11 protein-coding genes are annotated in these 6,530 nt (G+C 38.3%); 6 read left to right on the top strand and 5 right to left on the bottom strand.

The features are described from left to right. Positions 1-175: 175 nt before the first annotated feature. Positions 176-892, top strand: a complete 717-nt coding sequence (locus PGN18_RS21615; RefSeq protein ID WP_335321657.1) for a hypothetical protein — start codon at positions 176-178, stop codon at positions 890-892. A 71-nt stretch (positions 893-963) separates the two neighbouring features. On the opposite strand, the gene PGN18_RS21620 is transcribed toward PGN18_RS21615, so the two are convergent. The 3 genes from PGN18_RS21620 to PGN18_RS21630 all read right to left on the bottom strand — a co-directional run bounded on the left by PGN18_RS21620 (position 964) and on the right by PGN18_RS21630 (position 3,155). Continuing rightward, positions 964-1,290 carry a HesB/IscA family protein gene (locus tag PGN18_RS21620; RefSeq protein ID WP_335321658.1) on the bottom strand — a complete coding sequence of 109 codons (327 nt, stop codon included), beginning with the start codon at positions 1,288-1,290 and terminating at the stop codon, positions 964-966. Between the two features lie 64 nt (positions 1,291-1,354). Further along, a complete protein-coding gene (gene iscU, locus PGN18_RS21625) occupies positions 1,355-1,768 on the bottom strand; it encodes a Fe-S cluster assembly scaffold IscU (protein ID WP_090496050.1) in 414 nt (137 codons plus the stop codon). A gap of 175 nt (positions 1,769-1,943) precedes the next feature. Beyond that, a complete protein-coding gene (locus tag PGN18_RS21630) occupies positions 1,944-3,155 on the bottom strand; it encodes an IscS subfamily cysteine desulfurase (RefSeq protein ID WP_335321659.1) in 1,212 nt (403 codons plus the stop codon). A gap of 117 nt (positions 3,156-3,272) precedes the next feature. Between PGN18_RS21630 and mce the strand changes: the two genes are divergently transcribed. From mce to PGN18_RS21645, 3 genes are all read left to right on the top strand, one after another. After that, complete coding sequence (gene mce, locus PGN18_RS21635; RefSeq protein ID WP_335321660.1) at positions 3,273-3,680, top strand: methylmalonyl-CoA epimerase; 408 nt, start codon at positions 3,273-3,275, stop codon at positions 3,678-3,680. Positions 3,681-3,683: 3 nt separating this feature from the next. Next, positions 3,684-3,971 (top strand): hypothetical protein, encoded by a 288-nt coding sequence (locus PGN18_RS21640; RefSeq protein WP_335321661.1) that lies wholly within the window; start codon positions 3,684-3,686, stop codon positions 3,969-3,971. Positions 3,972-4,332: 361 nt separating this feature from the next. Further along, positions 4,333-4,617, top strand: a complete 285-nt coding sequence (locus PGN18_RS21645; protein WP_335321662.1) for a hypothetical protein — start codon at positions 4,333-4,335, stop codon at positions 4,615-4,617. 293 nt (positions 4,618-4,910) lie between these two features. Here the strand turns inward: PGN18_RS21645 and PGN18_RS21650 are convergent, their stop codons facing one another. Continuing rightward, entirely contained in the window at positions 4,911-5,480 is a 570-nt protein-coding gene (locus PGN18_RS21650; RefSeq protein WP_335321663.1) for a hypothetical protein, read from the bottom strand. A 125-nt stretch (positions 5,481-5,605) separates the two neighbouring features. After that, positions 5,606-5,779: a hypothetical protein gene (locus tag PGN18_RS21655; RefSeq protein ID WP_335321664.1), complete on the bottom strand. Its 174-nt coding sequence runs from the start codon at positions 5,777-5,779 to the stop codon at positions 5,606-5,608. Positions 5,780-6,063: 284 nt separating this feature from the next. Between PGN18_RS21655 and PGN18_RS21660 the strand changes: the two genes are divergently transcribed. Together PGN18_RS21660 and PGN18_RS21665 are read left to right on the top strand one after the other, a co-directional pair. Further along, positions 6,064-6,312, top strand: a complete 249-nt coding sequence (locus PGN18_RS21660) for a type B 50S ribosomal protein L31 (RefSeq protein WP_025142617.1) — start codon at positions 6,064-6,066, stop codon at positions 6,310-6,312. Positions 6,313-6,384: 72 nt separating this feature from the next. Next, the coding region (locus PGN18_RS21665; RefSeq protein WP_335321665.1) for a putative sugar nucleotidyl transferase at positions 6,385-6,530 on the top strand (146 nt) is incomplete at its 3' end.

Consider the following 6,530-nt stretch of genomic DNA (forward strand, 5'->3'; position numbering starts at 1 on the left):
CAAAAAGATCGTAAAAAAAAGGACAACAAGTTTTGCTTGAACCTTAGTTGAAATACCTGTTTTTAGGTAGATCTATATAGCTGTTTATAGCTATTTTTAATGTAGTTGAGCCAGGTTCTTGTATACTGGCACTTCAGTTGTGATCGACATGCCAAACTTATAATTAAAAAATTGCATGATGAAAAAAACAACAACAGAGTTAACCACCGTAGCGAAAGGATGTGCCTTTGCTTTAGTATTGGGGGTAGTACTGCAATTTGCGGCCTGCTCTAAAAACAACAACATTAATCCAAGCGATGAAGAAATCCTGACTAAGAAAATAGAAGATATTATTCCGCAAAAGTATGTGGACAGCCTGACTAAGCTGGGTTTTACCATAAATAAAGGCACTACGCCCCCAAATGTAGATGGCGCTTATTTATTTAAGCCTTTTACTATAAAGAACAGCAATATACCCAATGATCCCTATCAGCCAGGTTATGTACTTAATGATGGCTTAATTAAACTTTATGAACAAAGTACCAGCGATTTTAGCATAAAAATGTTGGGTAAAAACTTTATAGGTGCAGCCGACACTAGTGTTGTAACCGCCATTAGTGGAAGTGGAAATAAATTTACCGTTTACGGAAAGGTAAAAGCGTACAGAAACGGCGGTTATAATTTTTACGCCTTTTTAATGTCAGGAGAAAAAGACGGCAATAATATTAAAAACGGAATTGCAGGCATCATAAATATCGACGATTCTCACACCGGACCTAACACCATTGCTGAGGGACAAGGCAGAGTTGCCTTTGATGGTGATTATACTTCCGGACCTACAGATTTTAATAGCAAAACCGTTGGAATTGCCGAAAGAAATACCTTTAGCAGTAAACCATCCCAATTTAAATAACAAAAAAGCGGCTCGGAAAATCTCCTCGGAAAATCTCCTAAGCCGCTTTCTTTTTTACTATTTTATGCTGATTATACTGAAAAACTCTCGCCACAGCCGCAAGTACGGCTTGCATTTGGATTTACAAAGTTGAAACCCTTTCCGTTCAAACCATCAGTAAAATCTAATTCAGTTCCGGCCAGGTAAAGGAAAGATTTCATATCTAAAGCAATTTTAATTCCTTTATCCTCAAAAAACTGATCTCCTTTTTGTTCCTCGTTATCAAAATCTAAATTATATGATAAGCCAGAGCAACCACCACCTTTTACTGACACGCGTAAAAAGTAATCAGAACCCATTTCCGAATCCTGCATCAAGTGGTCTATTTTGTCTTTTGCTTTATCTGTTATCGTAATCATAGTATCGAGTATTTAGTATCAAGTATCAAGACTGTAATACTTCAATCTTGATACTTGATACTTGTTAATGGTGTGATTTTTCCAGCGCAATTGCTTCCAAGCCATTTTTAACGCGGTAATCGTTAATGGCTGATTTAATTGCATCCTCTGCCAATACTGAACAATGGATTTTTACTGGAGGTAAAGCCAATTCTTCCACAATATCCATGTTATCAATAGATAATGCCTCATCAATTGTTTTTCCTTTTAACCATTCCGTTGCTAAAGAAGAAGAAGCAATTGCCGAACCACAACCAAATGTTTTAAATTTAGCATCAGTGATTACATTATCTTCTCCAACCTCAATCTGTAAGCGCATTACGTCGCCACACTCAGGTGCACCAACTAACCCGGTGCCTACAAATTTACTGTCTTTATTTAAAGTACCTACATTACGTGGGTTATTGTAATGATCAATTACTTTTTCTGAATATGCCATGTTTTCTATTTCTTAAGCCTCCTTTCGGAGATAATTTATTTATTAATTATCACTTTAGCGTTTGGCGAATTGCGTAAGGCGTTGGGTAATGAACCTTCCAGCCCTCTAACTTTTTCCTTGTTTTCAATTGTCAGTTCGGGTACACCAAACTATTAACTACCAGATCCAAACTGGCTTAGTGTTCTGCCCACTCAATTTTACTCAAATCGATTCCCTCTTTAAACATTTCCCAAAGTGGAGAAAGTTCTCTTAAGTGATTAACCGCTTTTTGAGTTACTTCAATGGCCTGATCAATTTCTGCTTCAGTAGTAAACCTTCCTAAACCATAACGGATAGAAGAGTGTGCTAAATCATCAGATAAACCTAAGCTTTTCAATACATATGATGGCTCTAAAGATGCCGAAGTACAAGCCGATCCTGAAGATACGGCTAAATCGCTCATGGCCATCATTAAACCTTCACCCTCAACATATTTGAAAGAAATATTAGCTACATGAGGCAAACGATGTTGTGTATTACCATTAACATAACTCTCTTCCATTTGGCTTAAAGTAGATTCTAACTTATCACGCAAAGCCGATAAACGGATAGCTTCGCTTTCCATTTCTAAGCGGCAAAGTTCGCAGGCTTTACCTAAACCTACAATACCTGGAACATTTAAAGTACCTGAACGCATGCCGCGCTCGTGGCCACCACCATCCATTTGTGCAGTAACTTTAACCCTTGGGTTTTTACGGCGTACATAAAGTGCACCAACACCTTTCGGACCATACATCTTATGTGCTGAGAAAGCCATCAAATCGATACCATCAGCATTTACATTAACCGGAATTTTACCTACTGCCTGTGTAGCGTCAGTCATAAATAAAGCACCATGTTTATGCGCAATAGCTGCAATTTCTTTAACAGGTTGTATTACGCCGATTTCGTTGTTGCCATACATAATTGAAACTAAAATGGTTTCAGGCGTCATGGCTGCTTCCAATTCAGCTAAATCAATTAAACCATCTTCCTTAACACCTAAATAAGTAACGCGTGCGCCATTTTTTTCCAAATGTTTGCAGGTGTCTAAAACTGCTTTATGTTCAGTAACCGCGGTAATAATGTGGTTACCTTTTTCTTTGTACATTTCAAATACACCCTTAATTGCCAGGTTATCGGCTTCGGTGGCACCTGAGGTAAAAATAATTTCTTTTTCAGTACAGCCGATCAATTTGGCTACCTCCTCGCGGGCGTAATCTACACCCTCTTCCGCCACCCATCCAAAGGCATGGTTACGGCTTGCGGCGTTTCCAAATTTTTCGGTAAAGTAGGGTAGCATGGCTTCCAGCACACGTGGATCTAACGGTGTTGTCGCATTATTATCTAAATATATCGGCTGTTTCATCTCTATTCTGTTAATTATAACACAAAGATACGAAAAAACTTATTTAACAATTATAAATAATAGCTATGAGCTTATAGAGAAAAGCTGCATTTTTACATTAACATAACCTTATACCCTATGAAAAAGATAGAACACATCGGTATCGCGGTAAAAGACCTTAACCGTTCCATAGCCATTTACGAAAAACTCCTCAATACCGACTGTTATAAAACCGAGCAGGTTGCTTCCGAATTCGTAAATACAGCCTTCTTTAAAACTGGCGAGAACAAGATAGAGTTGCTTCAGGCTACTGCTCCGGATAGTGCAATCGCTAAATTCATAGAGAAAAAAGGAGAGGGTATTCATCATATCGCTTTCCTGGTTGATGATATCCTGGCGGAAATGGAAAGGCTGCATCAAGAGGGTTTTGTGCTGCTCAGCGATTCTCCAAAAAAAGGTGCCGATAATAAGATGGTATGTTTTGTTCATCCAAAAGATACTACTGGTGTGTTGATTGAGATTTGCCAGGAGATTAAATGGGTTTAGAGGATGGAAGATGGAAAAGGCAAGATGGAAGATGGGAAAGGTAAAAGGGAAAGTGGCTTAATTTGTCGTCGAGTTTATATTATTTTCGAATTCGGTACCCGCGATAATCTAACCGAAAGTATCTCTGCTTCATGCGATCTGCTACCTGGCCTGGCAGATTTCCGCCGGAAAAAGCACGAAAATCTTTGCAGTTTCACTCTCGTAGCCTACAGCCCGAGGCAGGATCAAGCGGGAGCAGTGGGCCAAGCAAGGGTAAAAGCCTCGATGCTGCCGCTATCAAGATTTCCGTAGCTTTTTACAAGGAAGGATGCAAGCCTTGATCTTTTGTTACTTTTGGATCAAGCCAAAAGTAAGAGCCCTCTCGGCGGCGGCGAGCCGAGCCAAGACCGGGCTGTATGGCCATAAGGAATCAGTTACGTCACTCATATGGAAATTCAGTATTTATTATATAACCTCACTTGAAAACGAACGGTTCCGCATTCCACGGCATCTACAGCCCTGCTAACCGCTATAGGCCCGATGAAGAATCGGGCGCTGCCGCTTTATCAGGTTTATTTAAATTTGGCCTGTGTTTCCTGAGTGGAACATGTATAAAACAGTTAATTTTAAAGCTCCTGATCCTGAAATCCTATAATCTTAAAGATCGTACACTATGTCATTAATCAATATCATCAGCAAAGACTTTGATATCCCGGATCAACTTTCCGAAAGTCAATTGCGAACGGTTCTGGTTGATGCTTTCGCTTATCTCATTGATAACGATTTCCCGAAACTAATTCAGATTTTATATAAAGCTGACGTTGATCAGTATAAATTAAAGGAATTGTTGGAAACGGTAGAAGGTTCAAGTGCTGCTGAAGTCATTGCTGCTGCTTATATCGCCCGACAGAAAGCCAAAATAGAAACCTGGAAAAAATATAGCCCGAAAAAGGATTAAATTTGCTTCGCCGTTCCTTTTCTAATGATGATTAATCTATAACGATCCCTTAATGATAAACCTGATGGGACGGATGCCGATCCTTCAATCGGCAGGAGGTACAGCAGGGCCAAGCCACTCCTATGGAACGCGGTTGTTTCATTTCCAAAACAAAAAAATGAAATACGCTCCGTTATGTTTTAGCTGATCTTGGCACCTGTTTAATTTTTATGAAATACTATGTTTACAACATTTTGGAAGTAGAGATATCCGCCTTTTATCATAGGTGAAGACTATATCATTTCTAAACATGCTTATTCTTGCGAAGGATTAAAGCGGTTATACATATCCATATCGAAAAACGAAATGGAATTGATCTTATCTGCTTTGAGTACCAGATCGGTTTTCAATTCGTCGGTATTTGCTACAGAGCCGTCCTCGATATAACTGGCATAAACGGTTAAATATTGCGTGGTGAAAACCAGTTCCTTATCATCAGCCTTGCGGTATCCACTAAAGGCAGGCGTAATCCGGATATAACTGGTGGTAAACGGCTTTGGTAATTCTTTTACCCATCCAATGTAGAATTTTCCGCTATCCATAGTGAATTGTAGAAGATGCGCATCAAAAAAAGATGAGCTTAGTAGCAATTCAAATTCATTTCCTGAAGTCGCCATCGCTTTTTTAATCGCTTTAAGGCGGTTGATAAAAAGATTAGCAATTTCTGTGGCTGCAACCGCAACGAATAATGATAGACTTGTCGTGCCGAAATAAGGCGCATGGATTGGGAGTAATTTGCTAAGGTATTCAACTGCTTCTGGCCAGATGGCAATTAAAATTGGCCCGTAACACAAAACATGCACCAAGTAATAAGATGCCTGCAAAAGCAGAATTTAATAAGATACGCTGACTTTCGAGCCGGTATTGTACATACCGTAAAATACCTAAACCTGATTAATATATAATAGCCGCCTACAAGAGGAAATAAAAGTAGGTTAAAAGGCATTTATCAGGCTATTTTTTGTTTTTGTCCTTTTTCTATCTTTTTAAAGATACTGGATTGCATTAATGCACCCACCATCTCGATCACCCTTGGCTGTGCAAAAAAATCAGGACTTTTAATATAGAGCTTCCCGCTGCTATCGGCATGGATGATGCCCTCTAATTCACCGTGTTTTCTCATATCCCAAATTTACACATATTTTTTAAATATCTGAAAAACAATATTCAACACTAAAAGTTTAGCTTGGCAGGCTATTTTAAGCACTTTTGTACAAACCAGAAGTGAAAAAGCCATATAATTTAAAATTCTTTAATTAGTCTTGTAAATCAAAAAATAAAATTAAGATATTTGCATCCTCTAAATAGAGGTAGAAAGACTAATAGGAAATGTCATAAGCGTTATTGCCAGCAAATTGCAAGAATGTTCTTGATGCTTTCACACAAATAACTAAAAATAATATTCAAATGAAAAAAGATTTGCACCCAACAAGCTACAGACCAGTTGTTTTTAAAGATATGTCTAACGAATATGCTTTCTTAACAAAATCTTGTGTAGATACTAAAGAAACAATTAAATGGGAAGACGGTAACGAGTATCCGCTTTATAAATTAGAGATTTCTCACACTTCACACCCTTTTTATACTGGTAAAATGAAATTGGTTGATACTGCAGGACGTATCGATAAATTCAAAAACCGTTACGCTAAGAAATAATTTTAGCAACAAAAAGCATTTTTTGAAGTCCCTTTGCCAAAAGCATCGGGACTTTTTTTATTTTTGCTGCTTATGACAATCAATCTATTTGATGATGCTTCCTGGATGTCCTTACGTCCACTTACGTTCACCAGGCCTGTGGCCGATTTACGCATTGGTATTTTAACCATTGCCGAAAAATGGGCAAAATATTTAAAAGCCGACTATGGTTTTCAGAC

The sequence above is a fragment of the Pedobacter terrae genome, assembly GCF_036946585.1.
Classification (GTDB): Bacteria; Bacteroidota; Bacteroidia; order Sphingobacteriales; family Sphingobacteriaceae; genus Pedobacter; species Pedobacter terrae_C.